Origin of the sequence: Flavilitoribacter nigricans DSM 23189 = NBRC 102662, from assembly GCF_002646595.1 — a bacterium.
GTDB classification, from domain to species: domain Bacteria; phylum Bacteroidota; class Bacteroidia; order Chitinophagales; family Saprospiraceae; genus Flavilitoribacter; species Flavilitoribacter nigricans.
In genome coordinates, this window is record NZ_PDUD01000009.1 from 227314 (window position 1) to 246484 (window position 19171).

Consider the following 19171-nt stretch of genomic DNA (forward strand, 5'->3'; position numbering starts at 1 on the left):
AAGCCACAGTTTTTGTTCGATTTTTTCCAAATAGCGATTAATTTTGGACTGATATTATTAAAAAGCACAATACCCATCTATGAAAACCATTACCGTCAACGACAAATTCGAAAAATTCAATAAGCACTGGACTCCCCATATCATTGGCGAACTCAACGGACAGTACGTCAAACTGGCTAAGGTTAAGGATGATTTCGTCTGGCACGACCACGCCGATGAAGACGAAATGTTCTTTGTATTTAAAGGTACCCTTTATCTGGATTTCCGCGATCAGCCTACCCAGGCCGTAGGACCGGGAGAAATGCTTATCGTTCCCCGGGGAGTAGAACATCGCCCCTGGACGAAAGACGGTGAGGAGGTCTGGCTCATGCTTTTTGAACCCAGACAAACCAAACACACCGGTGAGGTGGAAGACGCAAAAACGGTTAAAGAGTTGCAGTGGATCTAACGCATCCGTATTTTCCAATGACCGTCAAAGAACCTGCTTATGGATAGCTACCTGCGCCTCCGGGAAACCCTGACCTTGTTTGAGCCGCTCACCGATGCGGCCTGGGCGGATATGCAGTCCCTTTTCCAGCCCGGTTCGTTGAAACGGGGAGATTACTTTGTCCGGGAAGGAGCGTACAATTACAAAGTGGGATTTATTCTGGATGGCGCCCTGCGCGCTTATTATCTCGATGAAGACGGTAATTTTTACAATAAGACGTTTTTCGTGGCCAATACCTTTGCCGCCTCGCTGGCCTCCATTCTGCAACGCATTCCCAGCTACCTCAATTTTGACGCTCTGCTGGATACAAAATTTCTGGAAGCCAGCTACCTGGACATCGAAGCACTTTTCCCCAAACATCGCTGTCTGGAGACCTGCGTGCGGAAACTGGTCGAATACGAGTGGGTGATCAAAAAAGAACGCCGGGAACTTAGACTGGTACTGAATGACGCTACCCAACGATACCTTTATTTTCGGGAGGAATACCCCGGCCTGGAAAATCAGATCCCCCAATACCATATCGCCTCTCATCTGGGGATCACGCCCATTCAACTGAGCCGGATCCGGTCCCGGATCAAAGCCTAACCCTTGAATCCTTAACCCATGTTAATGCTTTCGGCAGCCGACCTGCTCATCTTTGTGATCAAAAGCCGAAAGATGAAAATTAAAAACCATACCGTTCTGATCACCGGAGGAACTTCCGGTATTGGCCGGGAACTGGCCCGGGCATTGGCCAAAGACAATCGGGTGATCGTAACCGGTCGTTCGGAGCAGAGGCTGACCGAAGCCCGCAAAGACGGTCTGACCGCCTGGAACTGTGACCTGACCGTTCCCCGGCAAATAGAAGCACTGGTGGTAAAGCTGGAACAGGAATTTCCACAACTCGATATCCTGATCAACAATGCCGGTATCCAGTTTAATTACAACTTACTGGAGACGCCCAGTTCCTACGAAAAGATCAATCGGGAGATCACTACCAACCTTACCGGCACGATCCACCTGACCCAGCTATTGCTGCCGCTACTAAGCACCAAACCATCCACTATCATCAACCTGACGTCCGCCCTCGGGACGGTCCCCAAATCCGACGGGCTGGTCTATTCCGCCGGCAAAGCCGGGTTGCGCAATTTCACCGCCGGTTTGCGAAAAGTACTGCGTAATAAATCCGTACGGGTGCTGGAGATCATCCCACCGGTTACGGATACCCGTATGACCGCCGAAAGGGGTGAAAATAAAATGCCGGTGGATGAACTGGTACGGATCATCCTCCGGCAATGGGAAAGGGGTTATCAACTAATCGCTCCGGGTAAGGTCAAATTCCTGCTGCTCCTGCAGCGTAGCCTGCCCGGTCTTGCCGATCGTCTGATCGGATAATGCGATCCAAAATTGCAGGGGTAAGGGCGTGGCCCTGTCCCCTGCGGTAATCACCCGACTATTTTTTATTCCAGGATCAGTCCCATCTTCTTTGGGTACTTCACCTCGTAACGGAAGCGTAGGGTTTCGGACTGTCCGGGCACCAGATTGATCTGCCAGGTCAGCGTTCCTTTTTCCCGGTTGACCGTAGCTCCCCGGGGACTATCCAGGTCGATCTCGATATCTTCATTGGTACTGATCGGGAACTGATCTTCGATCACAATACGTACCACTTTACTTTTGGTATTCCGCAGCTCGATCTTCCAACCGATATTCTGGGTCACCTTATTGCCGATAAATTGCTTATCCTTGAATTGCTCGTCCTTTTCGCGGCTGACGATAATGCCCTTATCCCGGCCGAGCGATAATTCCAGGGTATCGGTGGTCTGGTTTACATCCAGATAGGTATTTCCCAGATAGCTGCCCTCAAAGAACAGATTAGCCGGACCGCTCAGCAGATTGTATTCCTCCCATCCGCCGACCTTGGCGGTCAGGAACACGTCTTTGTCCAGTTTGGGCGCAACATAGTACTGGTATTCGGCCGGCAGCTCGTATTTTTCAATAGCTACGGTGTAGGGATTGCCATCCGATGGGATATCGTAGGGCAGACTGATGCGATACTCCCGGGTAGTAGTCCGCTCAAACTGTTCTACCGCTGCATAATCCGCCTCCGGAGCGGGAGGTGGTGGCGGTGGCGGAGGAGGCGGTGCAGCCATTTCAGTGGCATCTTCCATCTCCATTTTATCTTTCAAGGCATAACCGTCGAGTCTGCGTTCTCTGGCCCCGGACTGGTAGACTACCGGCTGGTAAGGTGCCAGCCACCAGGGTTGTAATTCCGGCTTCACGCCGCTTTCGGTAGGGACACCGGTGGACAAACTCAGGCTTACGCCCCGCCAGTCTTCACCGGTAGACTGGAATACATTACCCTTAAGATCCAACAGGACATCTTCGCCCACGTCGGCAACCCGAACGTCATAAGCCGGTTTCCAACCCGCTCTGGACACCATATAGCTCAATTGGAACTTGGAGGTGACCGGCCGATCGGCGGTTACTTTTATCCAGATCTCGCCGCTGGCCCGGTTGGGATTTTCCCGGGTCATCTGGCCAATCTGTTTGGCAATTTTGTTCTTTTCTTCCGTCAATTGCTTCGCTTCCGACCGCAGATCAAACAGTTCCAGTTTAATGGCTTTAAGCCGGGTGCGGTAATATTCGGCAATGGCCTGCAGATCCTGCAACTGCACACCGTTCTGCTGGCTGCCGATCTGTTTATTGGCCAGAATCAGGGCCTCCTCTTCCTTCAGCACTTCCTGCTCAATTTCCAGTTTGCGCAATTGTTCATCCAGCGCTTCCAGTTGGGTTTTCAGGTCGTTTACTTCCTCGTTATTTTCGAGGGGATTGATAAAGTTTTGTTGAAAGTTTACGGACAGGATGGTGAAATCACCGGTAGCCGAGAATTGCACGCTCGCTGCATTCACATAGGGGGAAAGTCCGGTAAATTTTAAAATACTTTGTCCGGCCGGCACCTGCCCTTCGCCGGAGCGGAATATCTGGGCTCCGGACCGAAAGATGGTCACGGACCGGATCTCTGAATCCAGTTCCGCCAGGGGCATATTGGCCCAAAGCGTACCGGAGAGCAGTAGGACCATGAGGCTCAAAAGAATGTTTTTCATATTGGTTTTTTTACCGAATAGATGCAGAAACGGCAAAGAATGCATACCAAAAAGCTAATTTTTTATGCAGGCACATTGGTCTCCACGGGCGAAAGCCACAACAGCTACTAAGCTAACTCACTTAAAGTCAACTCATTATTCAAATCTTCTACTTATTAAGAAAATAGGCAAGTTTGTAGAGGTCCAGCATCCAGAGCGGAGGTCGGGAGAAGGCCAGAATACCCGCTCGCAGTACCGGTCGGAACAAGCCCCCCAGTAAACGGACCGGCAACAACAGTCCCCTGGACCTCAACTGATCGATAAATCGCAATAAGCGGGTATCGATATCGGGATTGCGGGGCAGGATTTCCTTCAGATTGTCCAGGGCATCCTCCACCTTGTGTAAAAAGACGGGGCGTTCTTCCAGTCCGATATGCTCCAGCGGATTGTCGATATGGATGATCTTCTGTCCCTTTTTTTGCAGCTCCATGGCGTACAAAGTGTCTTCGTAACCGTAGCGGCGAATGGTTTCGTCGAAACGAACGGCCAAAGCAATGGTACGCGGAATCAGGAAATTGTTGGTCATAAAGGTGCGATAGGGATACAGTCTGCGGGTTGCTGCCGGCAGGGCTTCCCGCTGTTTCCCGTAGTACCAGTGCAGGAAATGTGCCGGATCGGATGGTGTTTTTTGTTGATAACAACGCCCTCCGTAAATGACCTTGGAAGGTTCGAGTACCTGGATGTAGGTGCGGAGATAATCGGAGCGGACGATCTTGGAATCACCGTCCATGAATAAAAGATAAGGCTGGACCGCCAAGGAGATCAGCTGGTTGCGGATACGGGAACGCCCGATGTTTTCTTCCAGCTCCCGGTAAGTTACCCCTTCCAGGGTACTCAGGGAACGGTTTTGATCGCGAAAAGCAGGCTCAGAGCAATCATCCAGGCAAATGATCTCAAACGGATGTTGCAAGTCCAGACACTGACGCTGCAGGGATCCTACCAGCTCAACGACAGTGGTATTATAGACAGGGATGAGAATGCTGATCATTCATAGAATTATATGGGCGGCAAGATAAACATTATTGCCAAAGTCTGGCATTCTCGGTGGAAGACTTATTTTTGTGCAACTTTTTGGGCTCGCAATAAATTTGTGAACAACTTACTTTCAATTAAAACTGAAAGTTCTATAATTTGTTACTTATTAAAACACGGAACCAGATCCCCCCTGAAAAGCGGGGACATTTCGTGCTAAAAATGATAAATAAACATGGAAACAGCCAGAACCATCCAGTCCATACTGCAGGATAAATCGCTGGATCAGGACCTGCAGATGATCGCCGGGAAAGTATTTGCGGGACAACGGATCAGTGAAGCGGAAGGGATAACCCTTTTCGAAAAAGGATCGCTGTCCTACCTGGGGGCTTTGGCCAATTTCATTCGCGAAAAGCGCCACGGAGACCGGACCTACTTCAACCGGAATTTCCACATCGAGCCCACTAATGTCTGTCTCTATACCTGCACCTTCTGTTCGTACTCCCGGCTGATCAAGCAGAGGTCGGACGGATGGGAATACAGTCTGGAAGAGATCATGGATATTGTGCGGGCTTACGACGGGAAACCCGTGACGGAAGTGCACATAGTTGGCGGCGTATTGCCGCAATACGATGTGCCCTTTTACGAAGAATTGTTCCAAACGATCAAAGCCCACCGTCCGGATCTGCACGTAAAGGCGCTGACGCCGGTGGAGTTCCATTACATTTTCAAAAAGGCGAAGATCAGCTACGAGGAAGGAATGGCACGCATGCAGGCGGCCGGTCTGGATTCCATGCCCGGTGGCGGTGCGGAGATCTTTCACCCCGAAATTCGCGACCAGATCGCCGGTGGTAAATGTACCGGAGAACAATGGTTGCGCATCCATGAGATCTGGCACGAACTGGGCGGACGCTCCAACGCCACCATGCTTTACGGTCATATCGAATCCTTCGCCCATCGGGTAGATCACCTGGAACAATTGCGGAAACTCCAGGACAAAACCGGCGGTTTCCAAACCTTCATTCCACTGAAATTCCGGAATAAGGACAATCAGATGTCCCATATCGAAGAGAGCACCGTCATCGAAGACCTGCGGAATTACGCCATCAGTCGCATCTATCTCGACAACTTTGACCACATCAAAGCCTACTGGCCGATGATCGGACGAAGTACGGCCCAGTTGTCCCTCGCATTTGGGGTAAACGACATTGACGGTACGATCGACGATACCACCAAGATCTATTCCATGGCCGGTTCGGAAGAGCAAACCCCGGCCCTGAGCACCGAAGAACTCGTTAATCTGATCCGCAGGGTCGGCCGTCAGCCGATCGAAAGAGATACCCTGTACGGTGTGATCCAGGACTACACCGATCACCAGTTTGCCGCAGACACCCAATTTAAAGGATACGTTTCCCTGCCGGTGGTGAATAAGTAGTTCCCCGCCCGGCATGACCACTAAATCGAGCATATTGAGCACCAAAACAATCTACATAGTCCGACACGGAGAAACCGAATTCAACCGTAAAGGGATCATTCAGGGCAGTGGCGTGAACTCCGAACTCAACGAAACCGGTCGCCAACAGGCCCGGGCCTTTTACGAGCACTACCGCCATATTCCCTTCGAAGCGGTACTGACCTCCAGACTCCAGCGTACGCACCAGACCGTCCGGCATTTTATCGATGCCGGTTTACCCTGGGAGCAGTTTGAGGAGATCAACGAAATGAACTGGGGTATCCACGAAGGCAAAGAGAGTACCCCGGAAATGGTGGAAGAATACCGGTCTATCAAGGAAAGGTGGAGTGCGGGAGAATACGACGCAAGGATCCGCGAAGGGGAGAGTGCAGCCGAACTGGCCGCGCGCCTACAGCGGTTTAAGGAACACCTGCGGCAGCGACCGGAATCCTGTCTGCTGGTCTGTTCCCACGGCCGGGCCATGAGCGCGCTGATGTCCGTACTCCGCGAGGAAGAACTGAAATTAATGAATCGCTACATTCACGCCAATACCGGTCTTTGGAAAACCGAATACCAGCAGGGAGTATTTCAATTCCTGGTAGAGAACGATACGGCGCATCTGGAAGTGACCACGATATGAAAAAAATGACCATCACGGCTGTCAGTTACCTGAATACCAAGCCATTGCTCTATGGCTTGTTACAGAGTCCGATTGCCAATAGTATAGATCTGAGCCTGGATATTCCCTCCATGTGTGCGCAGAAACTCCTGACCGGAGAAGCGGACCTGGGACTGGTGCCGGTTGCGGTGATCCCCGATATTCCCAACGCCCGGATCATTTCCGACTACTGTATCGGCACCAACCGCTACGTAAAGACGGTGGGCATCTACGCCGACCAGCCGATCGAGACCCTGACGGACCTTTACCTCGATCATCACTCCCGCACCTCCGTTGCCCTCAGTAAAGTATTGCTGCGGGATCACTGGAAACTGAGCCCCCGGCTTTTGCCGGCCTCCGACGGCTACATTGATAAGATCGGCGGTAGCGTTGGTGGGGTGGTCATTGGCGATCGCACGATCGGCCTCGAAGAACGGTTTGCCTATTTTTACGATCTCGGTAACGCCTGGTACGAATTTAAGCAGCTGCCCTTCGTCTTTGCCGCCTGGGTCAGTAACCGGAAAATTCCCGATGCTTTTCTGCAGCCTTTCAATGAAGCCCTGAAAACCGGCGTGGAAGCCATTCCCCAACTGATGTATCTGCTCAATACCCCCAATGATCATTTCGACCTGGAGCAGTACTTTACCAAAAATATCAATTACGAGCTGGATGCCCCCAAAAAACAGGCGCTGGAAGTATTTCTGGGGATGCTGACCGGCAAACCGGTCCGGCATCAGGAACTGGTGGGCCTTTAAAGAACATGGATCATTTCCATCTGTAGGAAGTGATCCATGTAACCAAAACATTTGCTAAGTAATAAGGCAAAGTTAAGGCCTAAGTGTAATACAGGTTTCACGAGAATATCACAAAAGTATCACAATGAGGATGGAGTTTTCCCCAAGTGAAATATCTTTGTGTGAAAAACATGCGTCGTCCCCTCCACCTGATCGCCGCGTTGCAGTTTTTACCTTGTTTGCTGCTCGCCCAGCTTACCGTACTCGTTAATTCCGTTTCTCCCAATACGCCTTACGATGCGGCCGTCTATCTGGCCGGCAACTTCAATGACTGGAACGCCGGCCATCCCGACTACCGTTTGGAAAGCAATGAGTTAGGGATACTCGAACTTCATTTCCGGCCGGACCCCGGCACCCTGGCCTTCAAATTCACCCGGGGCAGCTGGGAAACGGCAGAAGGTACCGCCGAGGGTACTTTTCGCCCCAATCGCACCTACGAATATACCGGCGGACCGGATACCCTCGAAATCAATATCGAGGGTTGGGAAGGCCAGAACCAGGGCGGCAACAACGGTACCGCTGCGGTAAATGTCTCCGTGATCAGTGAGGAATTCTATATGCCGCAACTGGATCGCCACCGCCGGATCTGGATCTACCTTCCTCCCGATTATGCCATTTCCACCCGGCGGTATCCCGTCCTCTATATGCACGACGGCCAGAATCTTTTCGATCGAAGTACCAGTTTCAGCGGTGAGTGGGAAATTGACGAACACCTCAACCGGCTGTTTAACGATGGGGATCCGGGCGTCATCGTCGTCGGCATCGATAACGGCGGTGAGCACCGGATCGAAGAATATACGCCCTGGCCCAACCCGGAATACGGTGGCGGCCGCGGTGCGCTTTACGCCAAATTCATCGTGGAAACCCTCAAACCCTATATCGACAATCAGTACCGGACCCGGCCCGACCAGGAGACGACGGCCATCATGGGATCATCGCTCGGGGGACTGATCTCGCTTTATACCGCCATCGAACACCAGGATGTATTCGGCCGGGTGGGCGTGTTTTCGCCTTCCCTCTGGTTTTCGCCGGAAGCCTATACCCACATCAGCGAAAAAGAAAAACAGTACGATATTCGTTTCTACCTCCTGGGAAGCAAACCGGAAAGCACCAGCATGGCTCCCGACCTGATCGCCCTCTACAACAACTTGCTTAACGCCGGATTTCAGCCGGACGAGTTCTCCCTCCACATAACGGAGGACGGAGAACATAGCGAGTGGTACTGGGCGCGGGAGTTTACCCGGGCCTATCAGTGGCTATTCGCCGAAGAAACTCCCAGTTCAACGGATGAGGCAAAAATACCGCGGGTGACCCTCAGCCCCAATCCCGCAAACCGGGAAATCCGACTTTCGGGTACCCAGTTGCTGGCAGCGCCCAATATCCAGATCTTTTCCGTAGATGGTAAACCCGTACTGCCGCCAACTATTCTGCAGGGAGAGGCTTTTAACAGCTCTTTTTTGAAACCAGGCACCTATCTATTCATCATCCGGGACGGTCAACAGATCGTGAATACCCAGAAAATGGTGATCAGTAAGTAATTTCATTGTCTAGCAATACCGCATTATGTATCGATACCTGACGACGATTATTTTCCTTATATTTTTTTCCGGCGGACTTCGTGCCCAGGTCAACGAAGCGCGGAATTCCGGTTCGGCACTGTTGCTCAACTTCAGTTACGGCCTGCACCTTCCCGGAGCAGACTTACAGGAACGGTTCGGCCTGAATTTTAGTCCGGGCGTGGAAGTCTCCTACATCACCGATCAAAAGAACTGGATCCTGAGTTTGCAAAGTAGTTTCCAGTTTGGCTCGGAAGTCAAGAACGATGTCCTGGCCGGCCTGCGGACCGCTGAAGGGTTCATCATCGCCAACGATCGGGCGGTAGCGGATATCCAGCTGCGGGAAAGGGGATTTTATCTGGGACTGGGCATTGGGAAACTAATCGGCCTGTCGCCCAAAAATTACCGCTCCGGTATCCGGCTGGATCTCGGTGTCGGTCTGCTGCAACATCAGATCCGGATCCAGGATGACCCCGTTCGCACCGTAGCCGCACTGACCGGCGATTACCGCAAGGGGTACGACCGCCTGAGCAACGGCCCGGCACTCCGGCAGTTCATCGGCTACCAGGTACTTAGTCTGGACAAACGGGCTAATTTTTTTGCGGGTGTAGAACTGATCCAGGGTTTTACCCGGAGTCGCCGGGATTACGACTTCGCCTCCCAGCAACAGGATCTCAGCCAAAGATTGGATCTGCTGTATGGATTTCGCCTGGGGCTAACGCTGCCGTTTTACGTGGGGCAGAGCCCGGATGGGATTTATTATTGATGGTCGACGGTGGATGGTTGACGGTCGATAGTCGACGGTGGACGGTCGATGGTTGACGGTTGATGGTGGACGGCAAAAAAATCAAGAATCAAACGAACACCCATCTTTTAAAAGGTGCAGCGCACCGCCCTATCTCCAGACCTGTCGTTAACCGAATGTAGATGGTCAACGGTGACGGTGAATGGTCAACGGTCGGTGGTGGACGGTCGACGGTGGACGGTGGACGGTCGGTGGTTGACGGTTGATGGTGGATGGTGGATGATGGAAATAGAAGGAAACAAACGTACGTCCAAAATTCAACAGGTGCAGCGCACCGTCCTATCACCATCCCATATTTGTTAACGGAAAACCATTCAAACAAGAACGGTAAGGGAATCAAGGACAAGGTGGTAACCAGAAGAAGTTGGGAAATAATCCATTCTCCCAACTTCATCTGGTTGCATCTAATTCGATTTTACCACCCGCAATACATACCGTTGGTTAGTATCGTGCAGCAGCAGTACTGCCGAGTAGATACCGGCCGGCAGGCCATGCGCATCCACCAGCAGTTCGTGGGGGCCGCTGCTGCGGTTCTGGCGCGGCATAGGGGAAGCCACTACCTTACCCAAAGCATCGAAGAGCTGCAGGCTGACGGCTTCTTCTTCCGGTAGATTAAACTGGAAGGTAAAAGACTCGCGGAATGGGTTCGGGAACCCTTTGAGGGTCACGCTTTCCCGGACTGCGGCCGGAGCCACTTCTTCCGTTTCAAAAGCGTCGGGCAGAGTGCCTGCGTTGGGCGCTTTTGCGGGCGTCTCCTCTTCGTTTTTCGCCAATTGGGCTTCCACCACTTCCGGAGCACAAAAGGCATCCGTACCGATGGTGACCGTCGCACCGGCGGGTATATGCACTCCGGGCATCAGTTTCACGCCATTACAGGAGTGGATCTCCGCCACCGCATCATTGGCAAAATTGAAGGTAGAAGCGACAACGATGGTATCCGGATAAATGAAATTCTCCGAAGGGAGATGTGCATTCTGGACGGTGTAATCGTGCAATTCCATATATTCCATATCGGGATTGGCGTAGAAGATGCCCATCTGAGTCACCGTGTTCCGGATATCATCGGGATCTACATAGTCAAAATTGCCGACCGTACCGTCGAAGGTAGGCATCTTGTTCTCATTAAAGGTAACGGAATGCCCGCCTTCGGTCCACAATTGCCACAGATAATCTACCATGGCGTGGTGCAGGAAAAAAGCCGGATCGTGGGGCGAGAAGAACATATCCTGCATCTCCCCTCCTACCCAACCGTGGGGCGGATCGTGTAGATTCGTTTCCAGTTCAAAGCGGAAATTGCCGTAGTTGAGAAAGGAAGATGAAGTAAGGAGGTTGTTTTTCTGATTCAGGGTAGGTAATACTCCACCCAGTCCCCTTCCGAGACCCTCGGTAGCATTGTATTTCCCGATCAGACTGCCGGTCCAGCCCAGTGCGGCTAATTGGTCGCTGTTCCACATGGGACTGAGTGCACTGCGGCTATTGACGCCCGATGGATCAAATTCCCCGGTCCAGTCCCAGTAGGGCATGGATAATTTGGGATTAATGGCTTGCAGCTCTTTTTCGAATTCAGCAGTAAACTGGCGGTGCCAGGGAAGGAAAAGTGCTACCCGGTGAATGGGGGAATCTGCGTCCGGGCCGTTGAAGTTGTTCCCGTTGATCCCGTCCTGGTCCGGATCGGCGTGAACATCTGCATAATAATCCACAACACCCATTGAATAAAGCACATCCAGGGCTTCGATAAATGCTAACCTTTCGTATTCGGTTAACTGGGTATAATGTTTTCTAATACTTTGGCCTTCTACACTACTTATTTCGAAAAATGCGAAGAACAATAATAACAGGATGCCAAGCCTGTTACCAGAGTTAGGTCGTTTCATAATTCAGCATAACTATTACATGAGACTATATACAATGCCAAATGTACAAAACGACAACAACTGATAATAGTTAAAATTCAAAATCTGATGAACTTTTCATATAAAAAAAGTCCAACATTTAAAATTTGGGGCAAAGAATGGTATCATCTTCGTATTCACCCAGATAGGCAATGGAAAGTTCGAAGGCTCCCTGGTTGCGCCCGCCGGCGTTCAGGGATTTGAGATTGGCGTCGTAACTCAGGCCGACCAGGAAGTTATTGATCTCGATGCCGGTCATGAGGATTACCGCATCCATAAACGGAGAATTGGTCTCATCCTGCGTTCCCCGCACCCAGGAGCCCAAATGCAGGGCCGTACCGTTGGACTGATTGATGAGGAAGCGCAAATTGGCGCCGGCATTAGCGGCCATGTGCGGTCCCTGACTGTAATACAAAGCTCGCGGAGAGAACTGTACATTTTCACCCAGCGGAATAACCACGTTCAGGTGGGCCGCATATTTACGGAACAGTTTATTGTCATCGACCCGGTCCGGGTCCTCTTCATCGTAAAAGAAACTCACGGAAGGTTCCATGATATGGTGCATGGCCACACCGGCATAAAAGCCGACACTGCGTGCCGGAGCGTAGGTATAGTTCAGGCCGACGCTGTAGTCACCGTAGGCAAAATTATTCTCGGGCAGTACCTCTCCGGTAGGATTGGAATAGCCATTGGAACCGTTGAACTGATCCTGAAAGTCAACTCCGGCGTAATTGATGTTGCGCTGACTGATCCCGGCCTGTAATCCCAGACTCAGGAACTGATCATTGCTTTTACTCAAACTCTTGTGGAACGCGCCGGAGATAATGATCTGGTTGTTGGAGAAACCCGTCACACTTACCTTATCGTTGTAAAACAATACGCCGCCACCCACGGCATCCTTATAGCGGTTGCCCCGTTTTTTCATATTGAAACGAAAGTCGGCCGCAGCGGAATAAGTGACAAAAGGATTATCCAGAATACCCTTCCACTGATCCCGGTAGATCAGCGAAAAGCGGTAGGTCCCTTCAAAACTACCCGTGAGGGCCGGATTGAGGGTCATGGGAGAAGCATAGAACTGTGTAAAATGCTGATCCTGAGCCTGTAAGGCAAAAGCAGACAACAAAAGCGCACAAATGCAGGTAATCGTATATCTCATGGGCGTTACTTCAAAGAAGTGCAAAGGTAGTGTAAGTTGAGTAAAAAGCGAATGAATAACTTTACTCCAATCAACGGACTGTTTAGGATTATTATTATATTGGACCATCAAAACGGCTGGATAGATGCAATTCGGAATTTGTCCTTTGAGTACAGTCGCCATTCGCAACAGTGCCTCCCACAAAAGCGAGATGATCTCTCAGCTCCTTTTCGGTGAAATGGTGGAAGTTCTGGAACAGAAAGGCCGGCAGTGGACCCGGGTCCGATGCCAGGAGGACAATTTTGTGGGCTGGGTCGCTACTCAGCAGCTGGAAGAGATCACTCCCAGCGAATTTGAATCCTACCAAAAGCAATATGCCTTTGTTCTGGACCTGGTTCATCCTGCACAAAAAGATGATGCCTTTATCCCGTTGAGCCTGGGCGCGCGTCTGCCCAATTTTGACGGCATGCGCTTTAATATTGGCTCCCACTCCTACTCCTTTACCGGACAGGCCGTATTTCCGGAAGACATTACCGCTCAACCGCAATTGATCCTGAAGATAGCCCGCCGTTACCTGCACGCACCTTTGCTGTGGGGAGGCAGATCACCCTTCGGACTGGATAGTGCCGGTCTGGTACAGGTGGTTTACCGGCTGGCGGGTAAACAACTGCCGCGGGAAGCCTTCCAACAGGTCCTGCAGGGAGAATCCGTGGATTTCGTAGAACAGGCCCAGGCCGGAGACCTGGCATTTTTTGAAAATCAGGCGGGTCGTATTTCCCATACCGGCATTCTTTTTCCCGAGAATCAGATCCTCCACGTTTACGGTAAGGCCCGCATGGACCGGGTGGATCACTACGGGATCTACAATCAGGATCTGAAACGCTATACGCACCGGCTGCGCATTGTCAAGCGCGTGCTGCCGTTAATCTCTTCTTCCACTCCGGCCGCTAATCTAAGGATGGAGTCTATCGAACAACAGATGGAGTTATTCTAAGGTAAATCTATTTTTCGGATCTGATCGTCAGTACTTCCTGCTGCTTTTTTTTCAACCAGTTGAGGGCCTGGATGTATTCCTGATCGCTTAATAGTTGCGCTACTATTTCCCGCTGGAAATCTACAGCTCCGTAAGCAGTTGCCAGGGTTCGGCACTTTTGCACAAAGCGGAGGAAGGAGATCTTGTTCGTCTGGGACAACATCTTTTCGCGCTGCAGCCATTTCTCAAACGTATCCAGAAAATTGAAAAGTAAGAACTGGTAGGAATCATCCATCAGGTACAGATCAAAAAGCACCTGCGCCTGCAGCGACCGGGTGATCAATTGGAAATAAAGGATTTTAAACGTATAGCCTTGCAAAATAGTCAGGCACTCCTCCAGATCTTTTCGCCAGTAGGCCGTATGCGCGCGCGCCCAGTGCTGACTGTCCTCCCTTCCTTTTTCACTCAGTTTTCCCGAATAATCATCGATAAATCGCTCCGTATACGCAAAGTCCCCTTTGGTATTGCTGATCATCACGATCTGGGTGTAGGTGGATCGCGATAGTTTTCCCCGATTCAGTAACACACCGGTCGCTAAGCCCAATTGGTAGAGCGGCAGCAGGTCTACGATATCTAGATGGCCGGATTTGACCAGTCGGATACTGTCATTGAGCAGAGACAGCAAATGGATCTTTTGCTCTTTTGCGTTCAATTGAGGCAGTTGTTGCACTACCTGCGGATGCAGTTCCTGATAGACCGTCCAGAGGTCCTTGCCTAAATAAGTAAACCGAAGCCGATACAAAGCTATGGACGGATGGCATATTCCCTGCACCAGAGCTTCCCAGTTACTGATGGCTGATGTTATCTCGTAGGATTCATCTCTTAATACCTGCTGCCGGGACATCTTCTCGTTGAGAATAGCCGCTTTTTCCAGGGCGTAGAGCAAATCCAATTCTCCCTCCATCGCATGGATCGTCGGATTCCCCGCCTGCATACGCGTCTGGGAATCGGAGGAGTGATAGATCTGTCGGTACCAGTTGTACAGGCTCAGGTGATCTTTCCATTCCTTTGTTGGGTGTTCCTCCAGATCCGTGATCTCACGTTTTGCAATTTTAGTAAACCAATCGTCCAGGCCACGTTCCTGAAATTCGTCGGCCAGCAGGTTTTGGGCCGCTTCCGAGTCCATATCAAACCTTTGGGCCACGAGGAAGCGCTCGGCGGCCCGGTAGCCCTCCGACAGTAAGTTGTTGAGCCGGCGATCGCTGAATTTTCCTTCCGGCAGGATCTGCCGAAACAGTTGCGCTTTGGTCAGTTTACGGTCAGGCAAAAAATCGGGGTAATACTTTTTGAACTGTTGGAATAGCCGGATCAGATTTTTATTGGAGTTGCACCACGGCGAATGCAGCCATTGCTCAAAGGCCCGGATCTCTTCCGGAGGGAAGGTTTTGATTAGCCGAACGAATTTGCTGGCAAATAGCCGGGACATGGGATCGCTCTGTTTAAAAGATTAAAGGTAACGGTTAACCAAAAAACATTGGAACTAGGAGCTAAATTCGGGTAATTCGAGCTCGATTGCTCAATTGTTATATTGCTAAATACTATTAATTTTTGACCTACCTACCTTCAATTTCGCTTCGCCGGGACAAGTTCTCCGAGGTCAGGTCAAAATTCGGCATAGTCATTTTTGCGAAATATAGTTACTATAAATCTGCCGAAATTTAGCACTATTCAGCAGTATAGCCATTCAACAATATAGTCATTTCCCCCGTACACGGAATAATGCTAGCGCCTCCTTTGTTGGCTGTAATAATGAAACGATTCTCGCTCAATAGAATCTTTTCGAACCAAAAAGCATCCGGGCTTACCTTCACCAATTGGTTCTGTAGGGCAAATACCACCAGGCCGGCTACATTACGGCAACCCTGCTTTTGCAATAAATTATTGCGGTGCCCTTCGACCGTACGGGGACTAATGTTAAGCTTTTTTGCAATTTCGGGTGAAGTGTATTCTTCGCAGATCAGTTGGACTATTTCCTGTTCCCGGGTGGTGATGTCCAGGCCGGGTTCCAGATGGGCTTTAGGCTTGGTTTTTTGGATCATATTATCCCGGATCACCTCCATCACGTGGTGGTCGTAACTGAATCCTTTCCCTTTTACTTCCCGAATCGTCCGGACGACGTCTTCGGGTACGGCGTTTTTCGGCAGGTAGGCACCGGCACCCAGCTCTATCATATTGATAATGAAAGCCCGGCTGAAATAGGTGGATAAAACGATGACCCTCAACTCCGGATATTGATCACGCAGTACCCTAGCCACTTCGATGCCGTTTAAGCGCGGCATTTTTTGATATGTACAGATCAATACATTAATAGCCAGCAATAAATAGCTACAATTGGATACTCAATTATAAAAAACAAGTATGTCTAGGTTAAGTATCAATTTAAAATTATTTTTTGCTGACTGGTATCACAAAGGGTTGGGCATGGTCTCGTGAAATCATAATAATTATCCCCTCCATCTTTTTCAATACCTCCAATTCCCCTAATTACAATTTTAGGAGTCCAATTATTACTTTCTAGTTCTTCCAAACCAAGATAAAAAACCACTTTTTCTGATGACTCTCTCCAAGCACCATCTAATGAGACCACCGGAATTGAAAAACTAAAAAGAAGATTGTTTTGCAGCCAATTTTGCCCTAGTTTTCTCCATCTATGTATCCATTGAAGTGCGTCCGAAGGGGAAAGTGCGTTTTTAGGTAGAATTGAGTTTTTTTTGTTTTTTCGATTTTCTGGTGCACTAACGGTAGAAGGATGGGCAACAACTAAAGCTGCAAATTCTTTTTCCGATATTTCTCCGTCATTGTCATATACCGGATAGATATATGCCTTTGGGCGATTTTGATCTAAAGCTAATTCGAATTGAATGCTTGTGGCTTTCTTTTTCAGTAAAATCGATACTTCTTCTACTGTTAATTCAAAAGCGTCAATACGATTACCTATACTATAACGATGACTGTTTTCTCGCCAAAATTGAGTTTCGCGAAGTACCTGATCCTTTACTAAGGAATTTTCCTCAAAGGCCATTTCATTAATTTCAGTTGTACAAGCTACTATTAGTAAAATGGGAAATCCAGTCAGCAAAAGGACTTTTCTAAGCATTTTTTTGAATTTAGTTAAAAGATATTCTTATTGATAATTGTCGTAGTACTTGCAAATTTGCTTAAATAAATAGTGGAACCTATCCGTAGAGCAATAGAATGTAAAGTAAAAGAACCCAAATAATCTAGAAAAGACAATTTTAGAGTATTACCACAAAAAAAAGTTCAATTTACTTCCAAACTCGAAATTAATTTACTGACTTTCAGTTTTTTATCACTTATAGTCTACCACAAAATTTTAAGCAGTAATGTGCGGAGATGTTACATTCTAAATACCAAAATCGTTTTATAATACAATTCAATTGAATCATATTTCGAGTAGCAAATCACCTGTAAGTGGAGTTTACGATTAATAAACAGTAATTTTTTACAAACCCATCGCAGCTTTGCCGTGAATATAGAATAACTCAGCAAGTGGGATAAACAATACGTTTACATCAAGGATCAGGCGGTCCCGGTAAGCCGCGGTCGGCGGAAGCAGGTGATGGCGGTACTGGGAAAAATAGTCGATCGGGCGTAAACAAATTACCATTGAGAATATATTCGTTACCATTCAGAACATTTCAAACAAAAAATTCGCTGCCCACTTGATTATTGGGGATAATTTAGGACGGAGGGGAACGGGATAACGAAATGGTCACTAACGATGATAAATGCAGCAATTAGTCATAATTGGCAGGAAGAGAAAATGTATAGGGACTGTTAATAAAGTTGTCTAAAGTTTCCTTACTGGGCTCCAAAACGCGGCTTTTGCCACCACTCTGCGCCTATTTTTAACTCCGTAGCTCTGCTATGCAGTGAAAAATAGCCTTCAATTGGCGGCAAAATCCAGGTTTTTCACCGGCATCAGAAAATTTTAGACAATTTCAATAATTGAGTAGAGGGTAGTTGCATACCCTCTGCTTTTTTCTACCTCGTTTGCGGTTACCTCCCTCTACAAAAGCCAAACCACGAAGCAGTATAGCGTGAGGAATCCAGGGGTAATATCGGTAATGACCGGTCCCTCTGTCCTCACTTTTCCACCTTGGAGTAAAACTAAACTTCAGAAACGGAGCATGCCGAAAATCCATAAAAGAGTAGGCTCACCGAAGCGTTTGGGGATTTCCCCAAACCGCATCGGTCAGTATAGACGGACGTTGCGAGCTAGGACGGAATAGTCCCAAGGATCTGATTGATGAAATTTTGGACAACCGGTTTTCGCAGTTTTGCAGTCAATATCGATCAGCTTAGCGATTGGAATCAACATTATGTTTACGTAGAAGACCAGGCAATTCCGGTGAGCCGCAATCGACGAAAACAGGTGATGACTGTTCTGGAGCGTTAGCCGGTCAACCAGGATATTTTAGTGACTGATCTTCATTACTATTAAGTCTCCTCCCGAGTAATGGAATGCGGCCTCAAAAGTTAGCTTTTGAGGCCGCATTTTTTATATGATATCCTCCAAGCATCTGCATGTTCTTGCTTTAAAATCAGACCAACGGGTAATTCTACATGTTTTAATCAAGCCGTATTTCCACGCTTACCTGGCGACCTTTCCTGCCCTAAATTTGCATTAAATAATTAATTAATAATGAGCAGCTTACAACCTTAATCAGTTTATCATCGGCTTCTAATTACCTCACTGTGATCGATCCAAAGCTTTGCAAGTACAGTGGGTGATTTTAGCGCATGATCAAGCAAATGGTCAGGTTATCCCTGCTGCTATTTTCTTAACTTTCTTAAACTATATTTGCAATGGCAAATTACTATTCTTTCAGTCAGGACGCGGTAGAAGCGGCCATCAATGCGGCAAAAAGTACCCACGAAGGAACCGAACTCGATGCAACGAAAAATGGATTCGACATTAAAAAAGGCGGACATCTTGCCGCCCTCGCAGAATGTATTTCCGTCAAGGTCGAAGATCATAAGATCTGTATTGAATTGCCCTTAGGCCTGGGATCTCACTGCATTTCTATCCCGCTCACCGTTCCGAATGGTACCGCAGCCCAGGCTTGTCTGACTATCTGTACGACCTGGGGAATTCCCACCGGAGTAAAAGTTGAAGTCAAAGTTGCCGGCGTCACAGTAATTAGTCAATCCTTCGGGAAATGCTAAGTTGAACCGCTCTGGTTCAACCATAGAGTGCAATATCCGAAGACTGGAACCAGCCTTTAAAATGGGACCAAAGA

Annotated in this window: 18 protein-coding genes; 10 read left to right on the plus strand and 8 right to left on the minus strand. The window is 49.1% G+C overall.

The genetic code is table 11. The features are described from left to right. The first annotated feature begins 79 nt into the window (after window positions 1-79). The 3 genes from CRP01_RS05730 to CRP01_RS05740 all read left to right on the plus strand — a co-directional run bounded on the left by CRP01_RS05730 (window position 80) and on the right by CRP01_RS05740 (window position 1861). Window positions 80-448, plus strand: a complete 369-nt coding sequence (locus CRP01_RS05730; RefSeq protein WP_099149050.1) for a cupin domain-containing protein — start codon at window positions 80-82, stop codon at window positions 446-448. Between the two features lie 39 nt (window positions 449-487). Further along, a complete protein-coding gene (locus CRP01_RS05735; protein ID WP_099149051.1) occupies window positions 488-1072 on the plus strand; it encodes a Crp/Fnr family transcriptional regulator in 585 nt (194 codons plus the stop codon). 72 nt (window positions 1073-1144) lie between these two features. Further along, a complete protein-coding gene (locus CRP01_RS05740; RefSeq protein ID WP_170110245.1) occupies window positions 1145-1861 on the plus strand; it encodes an SDR family oxidoreductase in 717 nt (238 codons plus the stop codon). Window positions 1862-1926: 65 nt separating this feature from the next. Here the strand turns inward: CRP01_RS05740 and CRP01_RS05745 are convergent, their stop codons facing one another. Together CRP01_RS05745 and CRP01_RS05750 are read right to left on the minus strand one after the other, a co-directional pair. Further along, window positions 1927-3570, minus strand: a complete 1644-nt coding sequence (locus CRP01_RS05745; protein ID WP_170110246.1) for a DUF4139 domain-containing protein — start codon at window positions 3568-3570, stop codon at window positions 1927-1929. Between the two features lie 148 nt (window positions 3571-3718). Next, window positions 3719-4597, minus strand: coding sequence for a glycosyltransferase family 2 protein (locus tag CRP01_RS05750; RefSeq protein WP_099149054.1), 879 nt, complete (start codon window positions 4595-4597; stop codon window positions 3719-3721). 219 nt (window positions 4598-4816) lie between these two features. Between CRP01_RS05750 and mqnE the strand changes: the two genes are divergently transcribed. The 5 genes from mqnE to CRP01_RS05775 all read left to right on the plus strand — a co-directional run bounded on the left by mqnE (window position 4817) and on the right by CRP01_RS05775 (window position 9808). After that, the gene (mqnE, locus tag CRP01_RS05755; protein WP_099149055.1) at window positions 4817-6016 is read left to right on the plus strand and encodes an aminofutalosine synthase MqnE; all 1200 of its coding nucleotides are present in this window, start codon (window positions 4817-4819) and stop codon (window positions 6014-6016) included. Between the two features lie 34 nt (window positions 6017-6050). Continuing rightward, complete coding sequence (locus tag CRP01_RS05760; protein WP_233752634.1) at window positions 6051-6674, plus strand: histidine phosphatase family protein; 624 nt, start codon at window positions 6051-6053, stop codon at window positions 6672-6674. 5 nt (window positions 6675-6679) lie between these two features. Continuing rightward, a complete protein-coding gene (locus CRP01_RS05765; protein ID WP_233752635.1) occupies window positions 6680-7447 on the plus strand; it encodes a menaquinone biosynthetic enzyme MqnA/MqnD family protein in 768 nt (255 codons plus the stop codon). Window positions 7448-7617: 170 nt separating this feature from the next. After that, a complete protein-coding gene (locus CRP01_RS05770; RefSeq protein ID WP_099149058.1) occupies window positions 7618-9024 on the plus strand; it encodes an alpha/beta hydrolase-fold protein in 1407 nt (468 codons plus the stop codon). A 25-nt stretch (window positions 9025-9049) separates the two neighbouring features. Then, a complete protein-coding gene (locus CRP01_RS05775; protein WP_099149059.1) occupies window positions 9050-9808 on the plus strand; it encodes a hypothetical protein in 759 nt (252 codons plus the stop codon). A gap of 443 nt (window positions 9809-10251) precedes the next feature. Here CRP01_RS05775 and CRP01_RS05780 read toward each other — a convergent pair whose 3' ends face one another. Continuing rightward, on the minus strand, window positions 10252-11721 hold the full coding sequence (locus CRP01_RS05780; RefSeq protein WP_099149060.1) for a tyrosinase family protein: 1470 nt from the start codon (window positions 11719-11721) through the stop codon (window positions 10252-10254). Between the two features lie 118 nt (window positions 11722-11839). Then, entirely contained in the window at window positions 11840-12895 is a 1056-nt protein-coding gene (locus CRP01_RS05785) for a PorP/SprF family type IX secretion system membrane protein (RefSeq protein WP_099149061.1), read from the minus strand. Window positions 12896-13019: 124 nt separating this feature from the next. On the opposite strand from CRP01_RS05785, the gene CRP01_RS05790 reads away from it, so the two are divergent. Next, window positions 13020-13868 carry a C40 family peptidase gene (locus CRP01_RS05790; RefSeq protein ID WP_099149062.1) on the plus strand — a complete coding sequence of 283 codons (849 nt, stop codon included), beginning with the start codon at window positions 13020-13022 and terminating at the stop codon, window positions 13866-13868. Window positions 13869-13875: 7 nt separating this feature from the next. Here CRP01_RS05790 and CRP01_RS05795 read toward each other — a convergent pair whose 3' ends face one another. The 4 genes from CRP01_RS05795 to CRP01_RS42150 all read right to left on the minus strand — a co-directional run bounded on the left by CRP01_RS05795 (window position 13876) and on the right by CRP01_RS42150 (window position 17535). Next, on the minus strand, window positions 13876-15333 hold the full coding sequence (locus tag CRP01_RS05795; RefSeq protein WP_099149063.1) for a hypothetical protein: 1458 nt from the start codon (window positions 15331-15333) through the stop codon (window positions 13876-13878). A gap of 238 nt (window positions 15334-15571) precedes the next feature. Further along, a complete protein-coding gene (locus tag CRP01_RS05800; RefSeq protein WP_099149064.1) occupies window positions 15572-16186 on the minus strand; it encodes a response regulator transcription factor in 615 nt (204 codons plus the stop codon). A gap of 95 nt (window positions 16187-16281) precedes the next feature. Next, window positions 16282-17004: a hypothetical protein gene (locus CRP01_RS05805; protein ID WP_099149065.1), complete on the minus strand. Its 723-nt coding sequence runs from the start codon at window positions 17002-17004 to the stop codon at window positions 16282-16284. A gap of 366 nt (window positions 17005-17370) precedes the next feature. Beyond that, complete coding sequence (locus tag CRP01_RS42150) at window positions 17371-17535, minus strand: hypothetical protein (RefSeq protein WP_170110247.1); 165 nt, start codon at window positions 17533-17535, stop codon at window positions 17371-17373. A 1202-nt stretch (window positions 17536-18737) separates the two neighbouring features. Here CRP01_RS42150 and CRP01_RS05810 point away from each other — a divergent pair. After that, window positions 18738-19097, plus strand: coding sequence for a hypothetical protein (locus CRP01_RS05810; protein WP_099149066.1), 360 nt, complete (start codon window positions 18738-18740; stop codon window positions 19095-19097). Window positions 19098-19171: the final 74 nt, after the last annotated feature.

What these genes read in the sequence shown, in the direction of transcription:
- CRP01_RS42150 (WP_170110247.1), bottom strand. Translation starts at nt 17,535, where the DNA reads ATGGTAATTTGTTTACGCCCGATCGACTATTTTTCCCAGTACCGCCAT.
- CRP01_RS05770 (WP_099149058.1), top strand. Translation starts at nt 7,618, where the DNA reads ATGCGTCGTCCCCTCCACCTGATCGCCGCGTTGCAGTTTTTACCTTGT.
- CRP01_RS05810 (WP_099149066.1), top strand. Translation starts at nt 18,738, where the DNA reads ATGGCAAATTACTATTCTTTCAGTCAGGACGCGGTAGAAGCGGCCATC.
- CRP01_RS05745 (WP_170110246.1), bottom strand. Translation starts at nt 3,570, where the DNA reads ATGAAAAACATTCTTTTGAGCCTCATGGTCCTACTGCTCTCCGGTACG.
- CRP01_RS05800 (WP_099149064.1), bottom strand. Translation starts at nt 16,186, where the DNA reads ATGCCGCGCTTAAACGGCATCGAAGTGGCTAGGGTACTGCGTGATCAA.
- CRP01_RS05735 (WP_099149051.1), top strand. Translation starts at nt 488, where the DNA reads ATGGATAGCTACCTGCGCCTCCGGGAAACCCTGACCTTGTTTGAGCCG.
- CRP01_RS05805 (WP_099149065.1), bottom strand. Translation starts at nt 17,004, where the DNA reads ATGCTTAGAAAAGTCCTTTTGCTGACTGGATTTCCCATTTTACTAATA.
- mqnE (WP_099149055.1), top strand. Translation starts at nt 4,817, where the DNA reads ATGGAAACAGCCAGAACCATCCAGTCCATACTGCAGGATAAATCGCTG.
- CRP01_RS05795 (WP_099149063.1), bottom strand. Translation starts at nt 15,333, where the DNA reads ATGTCCCGGCTATTTGCCAGCAAATTCGTTCGGCTAATCAAAACCTTC.
- CRP01_RS05740 (WP_170110245.1), top strand. Translation starts at nt 1,145, where the DNA reads ATGAAAATTAAAAACCATACCGTTCTGATCACCGGAGGAACTTCCGGT.
- CRP01_RS05750 (WP_099149054.1), bottom strand. Translation starts at nt 4,597, where the DNA reads ATGATCAGCATTCTCATCCCTGTCTATAATACCACTGTCGTTGAGCTG.
- CRP01_RS05730 (WP_099149050.1), top strand. Translation starts at nt 80, where the DNA reads ATGAAAACCATTACCGTCAACGACAAATTCGAAAAATTCAATAAGCAC.
- CRP01_RS05775 (WP_099149059.1), top strand. Translation starts at nt 9,050, where the DNA reads ATGTATCGATACCTGACGACGATTATTTTCCTTATATTTTTTTCCGGC.
- CRP01_RS05790 (WP_099149062.1), top strand. Translation starts at nt 13,020, where the DNA reads ATGCAATTCGGAATTTGTCCTTTGAGTACAGTCGCCATTCGCAACAGT.
- CRP01_RS05765 (WP_233752635.1), top strand. Translation starts at nt 6,680, where the DNA reads ATGACCATCACGGCTGTCAGTTACCTGAATACCAAGCCATTGCTCTAT.
- CRP01_RS05780 (WP_099149060.1), bottom strand. Translation starts at nt 11,721, where the DNA reads ATGAAACGACCTAACTCTGGTAACAGGCTTGGCATCCTGTTATTATTG.
- CRP01_RS05785 (WP_099149061.1), bottom strand. Translation starts at nt 12,895, where the DNA reads ATGAGATATACGATTACCTGCATTTGTGCGCTTTTGTTGTCTGCTTTT.